Raw genomic sequence first — 17,914 nt, 5'->3', positions numbered from 1 at the left:
CGTGCGGCCACTCGAGACTGCCACGACACTGCGCCAGGCCGGCCGGAACCCGGTCGTACCGTTTCGCATCGCGCTCGACGACGGACGTGTCGCAACCGTCAAGCGCCTGCTGCGCGTGTTGCCGGGCAAGCGCCTGGTAGGAGAAGCGGAAGTCGGTGGGCAGACGGTGCTGGCGAAGTTTTTCATCGCCCGCAGGGGCTCGGCGCGGCACTTCGAGCAAGAGCGGGACGGGCTCGCAGCGCTTGCCGCGCAGGCGATCGCAACGCCGCGGCTGCTCGGTGCCGGCACGCTCGACAGCGGGCATTACCTGCTGACCGAGTTCCTCGACGAGGCCGAAGACCTGGCCAGTTGCTGGCAGGCAGCGCTCGCCGCGCACCCGTGTGACATCGACGCCGCGCTCGGCGTGCTCTCTCCCGCGCTCGAGACGCTCGGCCGCATGCATGCGCGCGGGCTCGCGCAGTCCGACCTGCATCTGGGCAATTTCCTGCGCCAGCGCGGCGTGCTGTATGCGATCGACGGCGATGCGGTCCGTGCGCGCCGCCCCGGTCGCCCTCTCGGTGCCGGCGACGCGCTGCGCAACCTCGCGATCCTGCTCGCGCAACTGCCGCGCGACGTCGATGCGCGGCTGCCGGCTCTGCTTGTCGACTACCACGCCGGGAATCCAGACCTGTCGTTCGATCCGGCATCGCTTCGCCGGGAAATCGCCCGGGTACGGAGCTGGCGGCTGCGCGACTATCTCGCGAAGACGCTGCGCGACTGCACCTTGTTCCACGTCGAGCAGCGCCGCGACCGCTTCGTTTCGGTCGTCCGCGAGGAAGCCGAGCGGCTCGCTCCCGTCGTCGCCGACCCCGACCTCGCCCTCGCCGCCGGATCCTTGCTGAAGGACGGCGGCAGCAGCACCGTCGCCCGGATCGACGTCGGCGGCCGCAAGCTCGTCATCAAGCGCTACAACATCAAGGACACGGCCCACGCGCTGTCGCGCTTCTGGCGGCCGAGCCGCGCCTGGCATTCGTGGATCGAAGCTCACCGCCTCGCTTTTCTCGGCATCGCGACGCCGCGGCCGCTGGCGCTGATCGAGCGCCGCTTCGGGCCCTTGCGCGGCCGTGCGTGGCTCGTCACCGATTCCTGCGACGGCCCCCACCTGCTGCAACATCTCGACGCCGGAAGCGAACCGCCGCCAGCCGAGGGGCGAGCGCTGCGCGAGCTTTTCGCCGCGCTGCATCGCGAGCGCATCAGCCATGGCGACCTCAAGGCGACGAACCTGCTGTGGGACCAGGGAGGGGTCAAACTGATCGACCTCGACGCGATGCGCCAGCACGCCAGCATCGCCGCGCACGCCCGGGCGTGGCAGAAGGACCGCGCGCGGCTGCTGCGCAACTGGCCGGAAGGCTGTGTGTTGCGCGGCTGGTTCGACGAGAACGTTCCTCCCGCAACCCCGGGGCCGCAGCGGCGCTCTTCGACCTGATCGCGCTTGATGCCGCCGTGTCGCCTCGCTCGGCGCCCGGCCCGACCGGGCGCGGCTAGCGAGCCGCCGCGACCGCGGGCTCCTCGCGAAACTGCATCGCATGCAGCCGTGCGTAATGGCCGCCAGCGGCGAGGAGTTCGGCGTGGCTGCCGCGTTCGACGATGCGCCCGTGATCCATCACCATGATGACGTCCGCCTGTTCGATGGTGGACAGCCGATGCGCGATCACGAGCGTCGTACGCGCTTGCATCACGCGGTGGAGCGCCGCCTGGATATGCCGTTCCGATTCGGTGTCGAGCGCGCTCGTCGCTTCGTCGAGGATCAGGATCGGGGCATCTTTGAGCAGCGCGCGGGCGATCGCGAGGCGCTGGCGCTGGCCGCCCGACAGCGTCACGCCGTTTTCCCCGATCAGCGTGTCGAAACCCTGCGGCAGCCGGTCGATAAACTCTTTCGCATAGCCCGCTTCCGCCGCGGCTTCGACCGCGGCGCGCGGGAGACCGGCCAGGTCACCGTAGGCGATGTTGTTCGCCACCGTGTCGTTGAACAGGGTCACCTGTTGCGTCACCAGCGCGATGTGGCGGCGCAGGTTCTTCAGCGTGTAGTCCTCGACATCGACACCGTCGATGAGGATCTGGCCGCGGTCGTGGTGATAGAAACGCGGAATGAGGTTCGCGAGCGTCGACTTGCCGCTGCCGGAACGGCCAACCAGTGCGACCATCTGCCCCGGCTCGACCGTGAAGCTCACGTTGTCGAGCACTTCACGGTCCGAGCCTGGATAGCGGAACGACAGGTCGCGCACCTCGATGCGCCCGCTGACACGTTCGCGTTCGATGCGCCCGTGGTCCACTTCCGGCTTGTCGTCGAGTTGTTCGAAGATGCTCTCGGCGCCCGCCACCCCGCGCTGGATCGTCGAACTGACTTCGGAGAGCTGGCGGATCGGTTTGGGCAGCAGCCCCGCAGCGGTGATGTAGGCGACGAGATCGCCGACCGACGCCTCGCCGCGCAGCCGCAACACGAGAAACAGCACCACGGCCATCGCGCTGTACGTGACGAGTTGCAACGTCGGCGTATAGACCGCCGAAGTCTTGACCATTTTCAGCTGCTTGCGTGTGTTGTCCTCGCTCGCCGCGCGAAAACGCTCGCGCTCGTAATGCTCGCCGCCGAAGCTGCGCACGACCCGGTAACCGTGGATCGTTTCGGATGCGACGTGGGTCACGTCACCCATCGCGACCTGGATCTTTCTGCTCTGCTTGCGGAACTTGCCGCTCGCGTTCCGGACCATCAGGCTGATCAACGGCAGGATCGCGACCATCACCAGCGTGAGCCGCCAGTTCATCCACAGCAGATACGCAAAGAGGAACACCACGGTGAGCCCTTCGCGGATGACGATCTTGATCGCGTCGGTCGCCGCGCCCGTGACCATCGTCACGTTGAACGTGATGCGCGAGATCAGGTGCCCGGAGCTGTGCTGGTCGAAATAGCTGTTCGGCAGGCGCAGCAGGCTGTCGAACAGCGCCTGGCGCAGGTCCTGCACGAGGCCCAGCGAAACTCTCGCGAGGAAATAATTGCCGAGGTAGCCGCCCAGCCCCTGCCACGCCGCGATCAGCACGATCATCAGGGGCACCCCGTGCATCAGCTCCATGCCGTCGAGCAGCGGCACGCCGGTGATCAGCGCCGCGTCGGGATGAGTCAGGCCATCGACGAAATACTTCAGCACGCCGGCGAGCATCGGCTGCGAGGAAGCGAAGATGACGTAGCCCAGGATGCTGACTGCGAACAGTCCGACATAGGGCCGGACGTAGCTCAACAGACGGAAGTAGATCCTGATGCTGGAGGCAGGAGCCGCATCGGAACGTTGCATGGCGCGGGGGCGGCAATAGGACGCCGGATGTTACCACGAGCTACCGGAACGCCCGGACCCTACGTACTGAAAGCTCCATCCCTCCAGCCCGGCTCGCGGCTGTTGCCCGAGGCGATCAGCATGAAAAAAAGCGGGATCCAGAACGCGAACCACTCGACGGACGGTCTGCTCAACAGCATGCGGCCGTTGGTCGAGAGACATATGACGCCGTAAATCAGCCAGAACAGGAAAAATCTGGCGCCGGCATTTCCCGCAAGAGACTTGCGCACCGCGAGAAACACCATCGCAAGAAAGAGCGTGCCACCCGCAATACCTCCCACTCTGAGCACCTCCAGGATCGACGAATGGGAGTGAGTGGCCATGTCGCCAGCCCCAAACGAAAGGGCTGCCACGGAACCATATCCGTACCCCCATATCGGCCGTTCGGAGATCAGTGCCAGGGCATGCGACCAGATTTCCATCCGGTAGTCCGGAGCGCTCACTCGGTCGGCGATAACGGAATGAAGATCGAGAGCCAGTACGAAACCCAGTCCGAGGACACCACAGACCGCCCACAGCACGATATCGCTCCGGTTTCGTCTGTAGACCGTGACGAACAGCAGCGTTATCGCCAGCGCCAGGAAAGGTCCGCGGCTCTTGGTCAGGAACATGACTCCCATGCAGGCGATCATGAGCAACAAAAGGCCGATCTTCGACGCCAGCTTCTCGTCCGGATAACGCCACCATGCCGCCAATACAGGCAGGCCGAAAAATACGGCGGACGTTATCGGATTGTTTTCTCCCCACCCGCTGAGATCATGCAGCGCATACCTTCCACCCAGTGGATTTGGCACACCAGGGGCCGATCGAAACGCAAAAAACAGGTAGACCAGGGAGGCGCAAAATCCGATCAGGACAAAAAACCGGGTCATCGCCTGTTCGCCGGCCGACGTACGGGACACGAACAGATAGATGCTCAGCATCAGGCAGGCGAGATAAAAGCTGTACTTCAACGCGACAAAAAACGTCGCGACGCCCATGCCCGACCACAGGGAGCTTGCGACCAGGTAGAGCAGGAACACAAAGACGAACAGGACCTCCCTGGATCCGACCGACAGCACGTCTTTCAACGTGCCCAGCAAGAGCAGTCCCGGCAGCGCGACCGACAAATAGAAGATGGTGTTCTGCCGGTTCGTATCGACGAAATAAAGCGCCCCGAGATAAAGGAAAAGCCCCGCGACAATAAAATGACGCGCGGCATTTTCAACCAGCAAAAAATGCTTTTTCCCGATAATCACGCATGATCCATTAAAGATGCACTCGAAAACCCATGAACTGCATGCAAGTTCAGCGGACTACGATGATAATGACAGGCCTTTCACTTCGCCGCCTGCCGCCAGCCGCTCGATGACATTCACCATGGAAGTCAGCGGCAGGTATTTTTCATGCACATGAAAATCGAAAAACCTCGACGCCATCTCGCGGGCCCTATGGACATCGGCGAGAAGGACGTCAATACAATTTGTCAGCTCCATGCTAGATCGCGCCCGAGGAATGCCGAAACGTTCGGTGGAAAAATAATCCGCTCCCTCTCCGAGCAGAATGAATGGCGTGCCGAAACGCGAAACATCCAGGACCGCGTTCGTATAATCTGAAAGCACGAAATCGAAATCTCCGATGCAGGCGTCGAGCATGGTGTCCGGAGGAATCATTTTTATTCTGGAATTGCTCGCCGCCTGCGATCGCCACGGCTCGCCTGACCCCCGCGGGTGTACTTTCACCCATAGCTCCGCATCCGGGCGGGAGATCAACCACGCTGCAATCCAGCTGCAATGTTCAAGGTAAGGCTCGGAGACCTCGTAATCCGGTCCCGATCCGAGAAACAGACATTTGACGCCCTTGCCCTCATTTCGCACCGTCACCGGCAATGGACCTTCGCGATCCGTGAAAAAATAGGGTCCGGCAAATTTTACGACGCACTCGCCGAACGCTCCTTCGAGCGCCGAGAGATATTCGAGAGAGCTTTTCCCGAACAGCAGGTAGTAATCGTAATCGAAATAATCGTAGCGACTGGATTCGTCGGAAGGTACCGAGTGGGCAAGGTGGACGATCCGGGGGCCCGTCTTCCGCTGCAATTTGATGAGGCTTGGGATTATCCAGCCGTTCCTTTCCGTGACGATGACCTTTGCCTTGTACCGCGACAGCAGATACGCCGCATGCGCCGCGTCCCAGCGCAGCAAAGCAGGCACTCCCGACGCGGGCGTCACGAACTGCCTGCCCCGGACAAGATCGAAATCGCCCTCTTCGACGAACTCCTCGACGGCGAGTCCCCGGCTTCGCAACGCGGCCAGCAAAGCCTGTTTTCTGCCGAGGCGAAACGATTTTCTCGACGGATGAACGAGCAGGACGTCGCAATCGACCGCCTCGATAGCCCGCCGCCTCTGGAACACGAGAGACAGAAACGCTTTCAGAAACAGCCGGGCCCGGAGCTTCAGGCTCCCTGCCGCTCCGTGGTCGCGGCGCCGGGATTTGCCGATGACGAAATCCTGAAGCGCCTGTAGCCTGCAATGTGCGTCCATCGTCGTCTGGCTGCACCCATGCATCAGCGGCTGCCGCAAACCCACAGCCGCAGGGCTTTTCGAACATAAGCCCCGGCAAAAATGACCCGTCGATCCTGTTTCAGCGCGGCGCGAAAGTATCCTTTGGCCGCAGCCGCGTCCCCGGCAAGATAGGCGCTGCGAAACAGCGACAGACAGCGCTGCACGTACACGCGCCCTTTCAGCTCCTGGAATTCGCTCCCCAGTCGCCTCGGCGAGAATATTTCGTCAACCAGCGCCAATCCGCCCGCCTTCGCGTGGGTGAATTGATGCCGAAGGCTGTCGTCATGTTTGTGGATGCATGCGAGCGGCCTCTTGAGCACGCTGCACGGATAGTTCGCCAGCACCTGCGCGAAAACCGGAATGTCCTCGGCACTGCGAAACTGCTCCGGGTAACCGCCGCGGGAAAACACGTCACGATGCATCGCGCAGGCACCGTTCGAAAGTGCGAGCCGCTTGTCGAGCAGGTAGGCGCGCAGACGGTCGAACGGCTGGCCAGGCAGGTCCGGTGGAATGTCTTCGCGACGTTTTCCATCGGGCCAGGCGCTGATGTGCCCACCGATCACCATGCAAGTGTCCGGATGAGCGTCGATGTGCTCGTCCAGCGCCGCCAGCGCGCCGGGCAGCAGTTCGTCGTCGGCATCGAGAAATATCAGATAGCTCCCTCGAGCTTCCCGTATGCCCCGATTGCGGACTGACGAAAGGCCACCGTTTTCTTTGCGCACGGCCCGAAAGGCATGCGGATGCCGGTGGGCGAGTTCCGCGAGGACTTCGGGAGTGGTATCGGTCGAACCGTCGTCGATCACGATCAGCTCATGCGCCGGGCCCAGCTGGTTCACGACGGATTCGACCGCACGCGGCAGCGTCGCCGCATAGTTGTACGCAGGGATGACGACACTGATGGTTAAGCCGGCCGACGCTATCATGTCGGCACATCCACTCCCTTTACGACCAGCACATCCTCCATCACCAGATACTGCAGATCCGAGCCGAAGAACATGTTCAGCGCATCGGTCGGCGAGCAGATCATCGGTTCGCCGCGACGGTTCAGCGACGTATTCAGCACGACGCCGTTGCCGGTGAGTTTCTCGAGTTCGAGCATCAGGTCGTAGTAGCGCGGGTTGAATTCACGCTTCAGGACCTGGGCGCGTGACGTACCGTCCTCGTGCACGACTTCGGGCACGCGCGTCTTCCATTCGTCGGCGACTTCGAACGTGAAAGTCATGAACGGCGCGGGGTGGTCGGTCTGCAGCATCCGCGGGCCGACGGTGTCGAGCATGCTCGGGCAGAACGGGCGCCAGCGCTCGCGGAACTTGATCTGCTCGTTGATGCGATCGGCGACGCCTGCGGCGCTCGGGCAGCCGAGGATCGAGCGACCGCCGAGCGCGCGCGGGCCAAACTCCATGCGCCCCTGGAACCACGCGACGGGGTTGCCGTCGGCGAGGATCTTGGCGATGCGCGCAGGCACTTCGGCGTCGCCGTTGGCGATCTGCTGCCACTGCGGCTGCGACGGGTGCTTCGCGCACGCGGCGATGACCTCCTCGTTCGTGTAGCGCGGGCCGAGATAGACGTGTTCCATCTTCTCGACCGGGACGCCGCGCGCGACCGATACATACGATGCGGCGCCGATCGCGGTGCCCGAATCGCCGGACGCCGGCTGCACGAACAGCTCGCGCACGTCGGGGCGCGCGATGATTTTCTGGTTGAGCTTGACGTTCAGCGCCCCGCCGCCGGCGAACGCGAGGCGGCCGGTGTCGCGCAGGATGTCGCCGAGGTAATAGTCGATCATCTGCAGCGCGAGGTCCTCGAACAGCTTCTGCATGCTCGCGGCGTAATGGATGTACGGCTCGTCGGCGATGTCGCCGGCGCGCTTCGGGCCGAGCCAGTCGATGAGCTTCGGCGAGAAATAGTAGCCTTTGCCGTTTTCCTTGTAGCGCCGGAAGCCGATCACGTTCGCGTAATCGGTGTCGACGACGAGCTCGCCGTTGTCGAATTTCGCCAGGCGCGAGAAGTCGTATTTGCCCGGGTCGCCATAGGGCGCCATGCCCATGACCTTGTATTCGCCATCGAGCATCTCGAAGCCGAGGTACTCAGTGATCGCGCCGTACAGGCCGCCGAGCGAATCGGGGTCGTAGAACTCCTTGATCTTGTGGATGCGGCCGTTCTCGCCGTAACCGAAGAACGTCGTCGCGTATTCGCCCTTGCCGTCGATGCCGAGGATCGCGGTCTTCTCCTTGAAGCCGGAGCAGTGATAGGCGCTCGATGCGTGCGCGAGGTGATGCTCGACCGGCACGATCTTCGTCTTCTTCGGATCGAAGCCGAGCTGCTGCAGGCACCATTCGATGCGCTTTTTATAGCGATGGAAGCGGCGGTTGCCGGCCAAAATGGCATCGAGCCCGCGGTCGGGCGCGTACCAGTAGCGCTTCGCATAGTGCCAGCGCGCCGGCTCCATGATGCTGATCGGTGCGAACGGGATCGCGACCGCGTCGACGTCGTCCGGCTCGATGCCGGCGAACTCGAGGCAAAACTTTGCCGCTTCGTACGGCATCCGGTTCTTTGCGTGCTTGTCGCGCACGAAGCGCTCTTCTTCGGCTGCAGCCACGAGCTGGCCGCCGATATAGAGCGCCGCCGAAGGGTCGTGGGTCAGCGCGCCGGACAATCCGAGTAGGGTCAGAGCCAAGGGTGGGGTCTCATCGTTCGCAAACGCCCGCTCGCAGCGGAAAGGGCGGTGCGCAGCCGCATAAAGCGGGCGAGTATACCTTCCCGGCGCCGATCGCCGAAACCGGCGGTCTTGCGATGTTCGATGGCCGGCAAATTGGCTTGCGCGCCCGTTGCCGTGATAATCGCCCGCACCGGCAGTGCAGCGAACGACAAGGGAAAAACCATGGACGGCCTGATATCCACGATCAACAGCTACGTCTGGAGCCCGGCGCTCGTGTATCTGTGCCTCGGCGTCGGCCTGTATTTCTCGATCCGCACGCGCTTCATGCAGGTGCGCAGCGTCGGCGAGATGATCCGGCTGATGTTCAGCGGCAAGAGCTCGGAGGCGGGCGTGTCGTCGTTCCAGGCGCTCGCGATCGCGCTGTCCGGACGGGTCGGCACCGGCAACATCGCCGGCGTCGCAACCGCGATCACGTTTGGCGGGCCGGGCGCGGTGTTCTGGATGTGGATGGTCGCGTTCCTCGGCGCGTCGACCGCATACGTCGAGTCGACCCTCGCGCAGATCTACAAGGAAAAGGACGACAACGGCCAGTACCGCGGCGGCCCCGCGTATTACATCGAAAAGGCGATGGGCCAGCGCTGGTATGCGTGGATCTTCGCCGTCGCCACCGTGATCGCGATGGGCGTGCTGCTGCCCGGCGTGCAGGCCAACAGCATCGCCTCCGGCCTGACCACCGCGTGGGGCATCGAGCCCGCGGTGACGGCGGCGCTGATCGTCATCACGCTCGGCTTCATCATCTTCGGCGGCGTCAAGCGGATCGCGCATTTCGCCGAATTCGTCGTGCCGTTCATGGCGCTGGCGTACGTCCTCGTCGCGCTCGTGATCGTGCTGCTCAACGTCGAGCGCGTGCCGGAGATGTTCCGGCTGATCTTCGCCAGCGCGTTCGGACTCGAAGCAGGCTTCGGCGCGGTGCTCGGCCTCGCGGTGCAATGGGGCGTCAAGCGCGGCGTGTATTCGAACGAGGCGGGCCAGGGTTCGGGTGCGCACGCAGCGGCCGCGGCCGAAGTCTCGCACCCGGCGAAGCAGGGCTACGTGCAGGCGTTCTCGGTGTATATCGACACATGGCTGGTATGCTCGGCGACCGCGTTCATGCTGCTCGCAACGGGAATGTACAACGTCAGGCACCCCGACGGCTCGATGCTCGTCGAGGCGCTGCCGGGGGTCGAAGCCGGCCCTGGTTTCACGCAGGCCGCGGTCGAATCGGTGATGCCCGGCTTCGGCAGCATTTTCGTCGCGCTGGCGCTGGCGCTGTTCGCCTTCACGACGATCGTCGCGTACTACTACATCGCCGAGACCAACCTCACGTACATCAACCGCAAGGTGCACCGTCCATGGCTGGTCTTCGTGCTGCGGCTGCTGATGCTGTGCGCAGTCACTTACGGCGCGGTCAGGACGGCGAGCGCGGCGTGGGATCTCGGCGACATCGGCGTCGGGGTCATGGCGTGGCTCAACATCATCGCGATCCTGATCCTGCAGAAACCGGCGCTCGTCGCGCTGCGCGATTACGAGCGCCAGAAGAAGGCAGGCCTCGACCCGACGTTCGACCCCGAAAAGCTCGGCATCCACAACGCCGACTACTGGAAGAAGTGACGCGGCAAAAACCCGAGCAGCCGCTGTTCAGTGCGCTTCGTCCCAGTTCTCGCCGTGGCCGACCTCGACGAGCAGCGGCACCGACAGGTCGGCGACACCGGTCATCACGCCGGGCAGCGTCGCCTTCACCGTTTCGAGTTCGTCGCGCGGCACTTCGAGCACGAGTTCGTCATGCACCTGCAGCACGAGCCGCGAACGCAGCTGCGCGTCGGCGAGCCAGCGCCGCGTCGCGATCATCGCCTTCTTGATCAGGTCGGCGGCCGTGCCCTGCATCGGCGCGTTGATCGCCGCGCGCTCGGCGGCCTGGCGCCGCCCGGCCTGGCTCGCACGGATCTCCGGCAGATACAGCCGGCGGCCGAACACCGTCTCGACGTAGCCGCGCGCCCGTGCCTCGCTGCGGGTCCGTTCCATGTACGCGGCAACGCCGGGGTAGCGCGCGAAGTAGCGGTCGATGTAGGCCGCGGCCGCGGCGCGTTCGAGGCCCAGGTTCTTCGCCAAGCCGTGCGCGCTCATGCCGTAGATCAGGCCGAAGTTGATGACTTTCGCGTAGCGGCGCTGCTCGCTCGTGACCTCGCCGGGCGTCGTGCCGAAGATCTCCGCGGCGGTCGCCCGGTGCACGTCCTCCCCTTCGGCGAACGACTGCAGCAGCCGCGCGTCGTTCGACAGGTGCGCCATGATCCGGAGCTCGATCTGCGAATAATCGGCCGAGACGATCACGTGGCCGCGCGGCGCGATGAACGCGGCGCGGATGCGGCGTCCTTCGGCAGTGCGGATCGGGATGTTCTGCAGGTTCGGTTCCGAGCTCGCGAGCCGGCCGGTGACCGCGACCGCCTGCGAGAAGCTCGTGTGCACGCGGCCGGTCTTCGCATTGACCATGCGCGGCAGCTTGTCGGTGTAGGTGCTTTTCAGCTTCGACAGTCCGCGGTGCTCGAGCAGCAGCTTCGGCAGCGGGTAGTCGTCGGCAAGCTGGGCGAGCACTTCCTCGTCGGTCGACGGCTGGCCGGTCGAGGTTTTCTTGACGACCGGCAGGCCGAGCTTGCCGAACAGGATCTCGCCGAGTTGTTTCGGCGAACCGAGGTTGAACGGCTGGCCGGCGAGGTCGTGGGCCTCGCGCTCGAGCGTCATCAGCCGGCGGCCGAGTTCCTCGCTCTGCTGCGCGAGCAGGAACGCGTCGATCAGCACGCCGGTGCGCTCCATGTCGAACAGCACCGCCATCGCCGGCATCTCGATGTCGCGGTACAGCGCGGCGAGCGCCGGCGCCGCCTCCATCTGCGGCCACAGCGTGCGGTGCAGCCGCAACGTGATGTCGGCGTCCTCGGCGGCATATTCGGTGGCACGCTCGATCGCGACCTGGTCGAAGCAGATCTGGCCGACGCCCTTGCCGCACACCGCGGTGTAGGGAATCGTGTCGAGGCCGAGGTGGCGCTTCGCCAGCGAATCCATGTCGTGCGGCCTGTCGCTCTCGAGCACATAGGACTCGAGCAGCGTGTCGTGCGCGATGCCGCCGAGCCGCAAGCCTTGGTTCGCGAGCACGTGGGCGTCGTACTTGAGATTCTGCCCGAGCTTCGCGTGCGCGTCGGATTCGAGCCACGGCCCGAGCTTCGCGAGCACTTCGGCGAGCGGCAGCTGCGCCGGCGCCGCCGGATAAATGTGCGCGAGCGGCAGGTATGCGGCCTCGCCCTCGACAATCGCGAACGACATGCCGACGAGCTGCGCGGCCATCTGGTCGAGGCTGGTCGTCTCGGTGTCGAACGCGATGAGCTCGGCAGTTTCGAGCTTCGCCAGCCAGCGGTCGAACGTCGGCCAGTCGAGGATGCTCTCATAGCCGGCGCGGTGTGCGCCGGGCTCGGCAACCGGGGACAGGCCATCGTTGTTTTCCGCGAAATCGGCACCAACGCCTGATTTCGCGGCGGCGTCGATCGCCTGCAGCCAGCCGCGGAATTCGAAGCGCTCGTACAGCGCGCGCAGCGCGACCTTGTCGTCGTCGCGCGCCGGCAAGTCCTCGAGCTGGATCGGCAGCGCGAGGTCGGTCGCGACGGTCACGAGCCGCTTGCCGAGCGGCAGGAATTCGAGATGCTTCCTGAGGTTCTCGCCGACCTTGCCGCCGACCTTGTCCGCGTTCGCGACGAGGTTGTCGAGCGTGCCGTATTCGGTGAGCCATTTCACCGCCGTCTTCGGGCCGCATTTCTCGACGCCGGGAATGTTATCGACGGTGTCGCCAACGAGCGCGAGGTAGTCCACGATCAGTGTCGGCGGCACGCCGAACTTCGCGGTGACGCCGGCTTCGTCGAGCACTTCGTCGCTCATCGTGTTGACCCACCGCACGCCGGGGCGCACGAGCTGCGTGAGATCCTTGTCACCGGTCGAGATCACCACTTCCCAGCCGCGCTCGAGGGCCCGGCGCGTCAGCGTGCCGATGACATCGTCCGCCTCGACGCCGTCGACGCACAGCAGCGGCCAGCCTTCGGCCTTGACCGCCTCGTGCAGCGGTTCGACCTGGGCGCGCAGGTCGTCCGGCATCGACGGGCGGTGCGCCTTGTATTGCGGATACCAGTCGTCGCGGAAAGTCTTGCCTTTCGCATCGAACACGCAGGCGCGGAACTCTGCCTTGTAGTCGCTTTCGAGGCGACGTAGCATCGACAGGACACCCCGAATCGCCCCCGTCGGCTCCCCCTTCGACGTCCGCAGGTCCGGCAAGGCATGGAACGCGCGGTAGAGATAGCTGGAACCATCGACGAGCAGCAGGACGGGCATCGGAAAAACATCCTTCGGAGAACGGGGCCGATGCGGCGGGAATCAAACCGATACCCGGGCGGATCCCGTGAGACGAGAATCGAGAACAACATGACGGCGAAAGAAAAAATCCCCCTCAGCGCCCCGAGCAGCACGACTCCGCGCTTCAATGCGCGCGAGTCGTGGCGAATCTTCGGAATTATGGCAGAGTTCGTCGAGGCGACCGAACGCCTCAACGCGATCCGCCCGGCGGTGTCGATCTTCGGCAGCGCGCGCACGCCGCCCGACCACATGTACTACATGCTCACCGAGCGCATCAGCCGGCTGCTGTCGGACGCCGGCTTCGCGGTGATCTCCGGCGGCGGCCCCGGCATCATGGAAGCTGCGAACAAGGGCGCGTATTTCGGCAAGAGCCCGTCGATCGGCCTCAACATCCAGCTGCCGCTCGAGCAGGCGGCAAATCCTTACCAGGACATCTCGCAGACCTTCCAGCACTTCTTCGCGCGCAAATTCATGTTCGTGAAGTTCGCGTCGGCGTATGTCGTCATGCCCGGCGGCTTCGGCACGCTCGACGAGCTGATGGAAGCGATGACGCTGATCCAGACGGGAAAAAGCCGCAACATCCCGATCATCCTCGTTCATGAACCGTTCTGGAGAGGACTGCTCGACTGGTTCCGCGACCGCCTCATTGCCGAACGCATGGTCAACCCGGCGGATCTCGACCTCATCCAGTTGATCGACAAGCCCGAAGACGTAGTCGAGGCGATCTTCAAGCATTACGAAACGCGCGGCTTCCTGCCGCTGCCCGAAGAGCACGAGCTGATGCTGAACCTGTGAGCGTCCTTCCGCCGCCCGGGCGGACAGGTGACGAAGGAATCCCGTGCCGGCCGGCGACTTGCCCGCGGCATGCCATGCGAACCCTTCGCCGACGCGAGCGCCTTGCGCGACGGGCGTTTCGGCGCGCCTCTGCTAGAATCGGCCTCATCCAAGGAGAGCCCCATGCGCCGCACCCTGATCGTCCTGCTGATGGCCATCGCCGGCCCGGTTGCCGCCCAGCGGCCGCCGCAACTCGAGCCGATTCCCGAACCGCCGCCGATTCCACCGGGCATGAGCGACGAATCGCTCGAACCGGAAGTGACGATCAAGAAAAGCGGTGAAGACACGGTGCAGGAATATCGCATCCGTGGCCGCCTCTACATGATCAAGGTGACGCCGCCGCACGGCGTCCCCTACTACCTCGTCGACCACGAAGGCAACGGCGTCATGGCGCGCCAGGACGTCATGCCGACGCTGTCGGTGCCGATGTGGGTCATCAAGTCCTGGTGACGCACGTCCGCTGAACCGGCCCGCCAACCAGCCCATGTCCGTCTTCACCCCCGTCTCGACCGAGGAGCTGTCCGCGTGGCTCGGCCGCTATGCGGTCGGCCGGCTGGTCGAATTGCAGGGCATTTCGGCGGGCGTGCAGAACAGCAACTTCTTCGTCACGACGACGCTCGGCCGCTACGTGCTGACGCTGTTCGAGGCGATCCCGCGCGCCGAGCTGCCGTTCTACCTGCACCTGATGGCGCATCTCGCGCGTCACGGCCTGCCGGTGCCGGCGCCGATCGCCAACCGCGACAACGAATACCTCGGCACCCTTAGCGGCCGGCCCGCCGCGCTCGTCAGGAGGCTCTCCGGGCATTCCGAGATGACGCCCGGCACGGCCCACTGCGCGTGCGTCGGTGCGATGCTCGCCGGGCTGCACTTGGCGGGCCTGTCGTACGGCCGCAGGCAGGACAACCCGCGCGGCGCAGCCTGGCGCGATGCTGCGGCGGCACGCGTGCGTCCCTTCCTGCCGGCCGACGAGCAGGCGCTGCTCGATATCGAGCTCGCATTCCAGACGGGCGTCGCGTACGACCGGCTGCCGCGCGGCGTGATCCACGCGGATCTCTTCCGCGACAACGTGCTGTGGGACGACGACCGGATCGGCGGCGTCATCGATTTCTACTTCGCCGGCCATGACGCGCTGCTGTTCGATGTCGCAGTCACCGTCAATGACTGGTGCACAACGCCTCGCGGCGAACTCGACCCGTCCCGCGCCGAAGCGCTGCTCGCCGCCTACCACGCCGAGCGCCCGTTCGAAGCCGCGGAGCGCGACGCGTGGCCGGCGATGCTGCGCGGCGCAGCGCTGCGGTTCTGGCTGTCGCGCGCCGAGGACTTCCATCTGCCCAAAGCGGGCGAGATGGTGCTCGTCAAGCCGCCTGCCGAATACCGCGACATCCTGCGCCGGCACATCGCCGCCCCCCACTCCCTCCCTGTCTGAACGATGACCGATCCGCATCCCGGCGCCGGCGCTTCGCGGCGACGCCATCCGCTACCCGAACCGGGCCATGTCGCGCCGGGACAGACCCTGCAGTGGCTCGCCGCCGGCTGGCGGATGTTCACCGCGCGACCCGGCGTATGGATGATCCAGACCGTAATCCTGATCGTCATCCTCAGCGCGCTCGGTTTCGTGCCGTTCCTCGGCTGGGCAGTGGCGCCGCTGGCCTTCCCGGTGCTGGTCGCCGGCATGCTCGCGGGGGCGCAGGCGGTGGACCGCGGCCAGCCTCTGCGCGTCGACCATCTCTTCGACGGGCTGCGCCATCACGCCGGCAACCTGCTGATGATCGGCGCATTCCATCTCTTCGGCGCGCTGCTCGCGGCGCTGATCGCGGCGGCAGTCGGCGGCAGCGCGGCGCTCACCGGCATGCTCGTCGGCGCTTTCGCAGGCATGGGGCTGGCCGCCGGCGGCATGATGCTGGCAGTCGTCGTGTTCACCGTGCTGTGGGTGCTGCTCGTGATGGCGCTGTGGTTCGCGCCGGCGCTGGTGATGCTGCAGGACGTGTCGCCGCTCGACGCGATGAAACTATCGGCGCAGGCGTGCCTGTCCAACGTGCTGACTTTCGTCATCCTCGGCGTGATCCTGTACGTCCTGACGTGGGTCGCGATGCTTCCCGCCGGACTGGGCATGCTGGTCCTCGTCCCGGTGCTCGCCGGTGCGCTCTACGCCGCCTGGCAGGACACGTTCGCCGAGCGCCCCGCGCTGCCGCTGCCCGCCCCACCCGCTTCGGCGCCGGCCCCCGGTCCGGCGCCCGACACCGACCACGAGTCATAGACCGCATGCAAGTACGACAACTGCCGCTCGCCCGCGGCTTCGCCTGGCTCGGCGAAGGCCTCGTGATCTGGCGCCGCAACCCGGCGCTGCTGACCTTCGCTTCGCTCGGCTACCTGCTGATGCTGGTTCTGCTCAGCGTCGTGCCGCTGATCGGCCAGCCGCTCGCATCGCTGCTGATGCCGGTGTTCTCGCTCGGCGTGCTCAACACCTGCCGCGAGATCGACGAGGGCCGCAAGGCCGGCCCCGACGTGCTGTTCTCCGGCTTCCAACAGAACCTGCGCGGGCTCGTCACGATCGGCGCACTGTACCTCGCCGGCAGCCTGCTGGTGCTGTTCCTGACCTCGCTCGCCGATGGCGGCACCCTGCTGCAGATCATGACCGGCGGCGAGAAAGTCGATCCCGAAGCGGCAGCCGACGCGCCCGGCTTCACGTCCGCGCTGCTGATCGCGATCGCATTGTCGACGCCGGTGATGATGGCCTACTGGTTCGCGCCGATCCTCGCCGGCTGGTGGAACATTGCGCCGCAGAAAGCGATGTTCTTCAGCTTCATCGCGTGCCTGCGCAACTGGCGCCCGTTCCTCGCCTATTCGGTCGCGCTGATGATCTTCTGCGTGCTCCTGCCGGGCCTCGTCATCGGCATGCTGGGGCTCGTCTCGCCGACGCTCGCGACGCTGTTTTCGGTGCCGCTGCCGGTACTGCTGATCCCGATCGTGTTCGCCAGCTTCTACGCCAACGCGCGCGACGTCTTCCGTGACGCCCTTGATGAGCGCCGCGAACCCTGAGTCCGGGCCGCTCGGCATCTTCGGCGGCACCTTCGACCCGATCCACATCGGTCACCTGCGCCTCGCGCAGGAGGCGCACGAAACATTGCGGCTCAGCCAGGTCAGCTTCGTTCCTGCCGGCGACCCCCCTCACCGCGGCGCGCCGCGTTCCCGCGCCGCCGACCGGCTGGCGATGGTGCGGCTGGCGACTGCCCGCAATCCGGCTTTCACGGTCGACGACGCCGAAGTATTCGCGCAAGGCAAGAGCTACACTGCGCTGACGCTCGAGCGCCTGCGCGCGGCACTCGGCCCGCAGCGTCCGCTGGTGCTGATCCTCGGCGCCGATGCGTTCGAGGGCCTGCCGACCTGGCACCGCTGGCGCGACATCCTGCAGCTCGCCCATGTCGCGGTGGCAAACCGCCCGGGATATGCGCCGCACCGCGATCGCCGGTCGGATATCCTGTCGCCGGAACTCGACGCCGTGTGCAGCGATCACATGAGCAACGATCCGGGAGCCGTGCGCGAATCACCCGCCGGCCGGATTGTTCCCTTCGACATGACGCCGCTCGCGATCTCTGCATCGCAGGTGCGCGGCCTGATCCAGGCGGGACGCAGTGCCCGCTATCTGTTGCCCGATCCGGTCCTCGACTATATCGAGCGACACCACCTTTATCACGGAAGCTGATGGACATACGCAAACTGCAGAAAACCGTCGTCGACGCCCTCGAGGACATCAAGGCCAAGGACATCGAGGTCATCAACACCACCAAGCTCACGTCGCTGTTCGACCGCATCGTCGTCGCCAGCGGCGACTCGAACCGGCAGACACGGGCGCTGTCACGCAACGTGCAGGACAAGGTCAGGGAAGCGGGCGGCCATGTTGTCAGCGTCGAAGGCGAGGAGACCGGCGAATGGGTGCTGGTCGATCTCGGCGACATCGTCGTGCATATCATGCAGCCGGCCACCCGCGACTTCTACAACCTCGAGGAACTGTGGGCGACGACGCCGAAGCGCTCGCGCGTCGCTGCGGGCACGGCTCACTTGGCGTCCGAATGAACCGCAGGGTGCGGCGC

The 17,914-nt window shown here is 65.3% G+C and carries 15 protein-coding genes; 9 read left to right on the top strand and 6 right to left on the bottom strand.

From position 1 onward, the window contains the following. Nucleotide 1 precedes the first annotated feature (1 nt). Complete coding sequence (locus GO608_RS05790) at nt 2–1,465, top strand: lipopolysaccharide kinase InaA family protein (protein WP_247002898.1); 1,464 nt, start codon at nt 2–4, stop codon at nt 1,463–1,465. Between the two features lie 55 nt (nt 1,466–1,520). Here GO608_RS05790 and msbA read toward each other — a convergent pair whose 3' ends face one another. The 5 genes from msbA to GO608_RS05765 are packed head-to-tail and all read right to left on the bottom strand — an operon-like array spanning nt 1,521 to nt 8,582. Then, nucleotides 1,521–3,326, bottom strand: coding sequence for a lipid A export permease/ATP-binding protein MsbA (msbA, locus tag GO608_RS05785; protein WP_169197086.1), 1,806 nt, complete (start codon nt 3,324–3,326; stop codon nt 1,521–1,523). A 59-nt stretch (nt 3,327–3,385) separates the two neighbouring features. Beyond that, a complete protein-coding gene (locus tag GO608_RS05780) occupies nt 3,386–4,603 on the bottom strand; it encodes an O-antigen ligase family protein (protein ID WP_169197087.1) in 1,218 nt (405 codons plus the stop codon). 57 nt (nt 4,604–4,660) lie between these two features. Further along, entirely contained in the window at nt 4,661–5,884 is a 1,224-nt protein-coding gene (locus GO608_RS05775; protein ID WP_169197311.1) for a hypothetical protein, read from the bottom strand. Nucleotides 5,885–5,907: 23 nt separating this feature from the next. Beyond that, nucleotides 5,908–6,828, bottom strand: coding sequence for a glycosyltransferase family 2 protein (locus GO608_RS05770; RefSeq protein ID WP_169197088.1), 921 nt, complete (start codon nt 6,826–6,828; stop codon nt 5,908–5,910). Beyond that, entirely contained in the window at nt 6,825–8,582 is a 1,758-nt protein-coding gene (locus tag GO608_RS05765; protein WP_169197089.1) for a carbamoyltransferase family protein, read from the bottom strand. The genes GO608_RS05770 and GO608_RS05765 overlap by 4 nt, the downstream gene beginning before the upstream one ends. A gap of 204 nt (nt 8,583–8,786) precedes the next feature. Here GO608_RS05765 and GO608_RS05760 point away from each other — a divergent pair, with 204 nt between their 5' ends. After that, nucleotides 8,787–10,214: an alanine/glycine:cation symporter family protein gene (locus GO608_RS05760; protein ID WP_169197091.1), complete on the top strand. Its 1,428-nt coding sequence runs from the start codon at nt 8,787–8,789 to the stop codon at nt 10,212–10,214. A gap of 27 nt (nt 10,215–10,241) precedes the next feature. Here GO608_RS05760 and polA read toward each other — a convergent pair whose 3' ends face one another. Beyond that, nucleotides 10,242–12,968 carry a DNA polymerase I gene (gene polA, locus GO608_RS05755; protein ID WP_169197092.1) on the bottom strand — a complete coding sequence of 909 codons (2,727 nt, stop codon included), beginning with the start codon at nt 12,966–12,968 and terminating at the stop codon, nt 10,242–10,244. A 90-nt stretch (nt 12,969–13,058) separates the two neighbouring features. On the opposite strand from polA, the gene GO608_RS05750 reads away from it, so the two are divergent. The 7 genes from GO608_RS05750 to rsfS all read left to right on the top strand — a co-directional run bounded on the left by GO608_RS05750 (nt 13,059) and on the right by rsfS (nt 17,897). Further along, a complete protein-coding gene (locus GO608_RS05750; protein ID WP_169197093.1) occupies nt 13,059–13,784 on the top strand; it encodes an LOG family protein in 726 nt (241 codons plus the stop codon). A 162-nt stretch (nt 13,785–13,946) separates the two neighbouring features. Beyond that, nucleotides 13,947–14,273 (top strand): DUF2782 domain-containing protein, encoded by a 327-nt coding sequence (locus tag GO608_RS05745; protein WP_169197094.1) that lies wholly within the window; start codon nt 13,947–13,949, stop codon nt 14,271–14,273. A 34-nt stretch (nt 14,274–14,307) separates the two neighbouring features. Beyond that, complete coding sequence (locus GO608_RS05740) at nt 14,308–15,249, top strand: homoserine kinase (protein WP_169197095.1); 942 nt, start codon at nt 14,308–14,310, stop codon at nt 15,247–15,249. A 3-nt stretch (nt 15,250–15,252) separates the two neighbouring features. Further along, a complete protein-coding gene (locus tag GO608_RS05735; RefSeq protein WP_169197096.1) occupies nt 15,253–16,080 on the top strand; it encodes a BPSS1780 family membrane protein in 828 nt (275 codons plus the stop codon). A 5-nt stretch (nt 16,081–16,085) separates the two neighbouring features. Next, entirely contained in the window at nt 16,086–16,862 is a 777-nt protein-coding gene (locus GO608_RS05730; protein ID WP_169197097.1) for a BPSS1780 family membrane protein, read from the top strand. Then, complete coding sequence (gene nadD / locus GO608_RS05725) at nt 16,843–17,526, top strand: nicotinate-nucleotide adenylyltransferase (protein WP_169197098.1); 684 nt, start codon at nt 16,843–16,845, stop codon at nt 17,524–17,526. Before GO608_RS05730 ends, nadD begins: the two co-directional genes overlap by 20 nt. Further along, a complete protein-coding gene (gene rsfS, locus GO608_RS05720; RefSeq protein ID WP_011238061.1) occupies nt 17,526–17,897 on the top strand; it encodes a ribosome silencing factor in 372 nt (123 codons plus the stop codon). The genes nadD and rsfS overlap by 1 nt, the downstream gene beginning before the upstream one ends. Nucleotides 17,898–17,914 lie beyond the last annotated feature (17 nt).

The organism is Aromatoleum buckelii, from assembly GCF_012910785.2.
Lineage (GTDB): Bacteria > Pseudomonadota > Gammaproteobacteria > Burkholderiales > Rhodocyclaceae > Aromatoleum > Aromatoleum buckelii.
This window is presented reverse-complemented; position numbering and strand designations above follow the sequence as displayed.